At 46.9% G+C, this 488-nt stretch carries 1 tRNA gene and 1 rRNA gene; both read left to right on the forward strand.

Annotated features, from left to right (window positions below):
• Positions 1 to 212 precede the first annotated feature (212 nt).
• A 5S ribosomal RNA gene (rrf, locus tag C170_RS25010) occupies positions 213 to 329 on the forward strand.
• An 83-nt stretch (positions 330 to 412) separates the two neighbouring features.
• Positions 413 to 488: transfer RNA gene (locus tag C170_RS25015), tRNA-Asn, on the forward strand.

The raw sequence follows: 488 nt of genomic DNA on the forward strand, positions 1-488 counted from the left end.
ATAGGCTGGGGGTGGAAGTGCAGCAATGCATGGAGCTGACCAGTACTAATCGGTCGAGGGCTTATCCAATAGCAAGTTCTAAATCGCATGTTTCGTTTCGAATCTAGTTTTCAGAGAATGATCTCTGAAATGAAAATTGGTACATCACATAACGTGTGTATGATTTTCAGTTCCATATCTGATTTTAAGAAGCTATGCTTCGATAAATCGCGTTTGGTGGCGATGGCGGAGGGGTTCCACACGTACCCATTCCGAACACGACCGTTAAGCCCTCTAGCGCCGATGGTACTTGGACCGCAGGGTCCTGGGAGAGTAGGACGTCGCCAAGCGAACTCTTTCATCATACATAGAAAACAGGCTCTGCATGTTGATGTTGTACGATGAATTGCATTTGCACTGCAAATGCATATATTCCCTGATAGCTCAGTTGGTAGAGCACTCGACTGTTAATCGAGTTGTCACAGGTTCGAGCCCTGTTCGGGGAGCCA

Source organism: Paenibacillus sp. FSL H7-689 (assembly GCF_000517905.1).
In the GTDB taxonomy this organism is placed as follows: Bacteria; Bacillota; Bacilli; order Paenibacillales; family Paenibacillaceae; genus Paenibacillus; species Paenibacillus amylolyticus.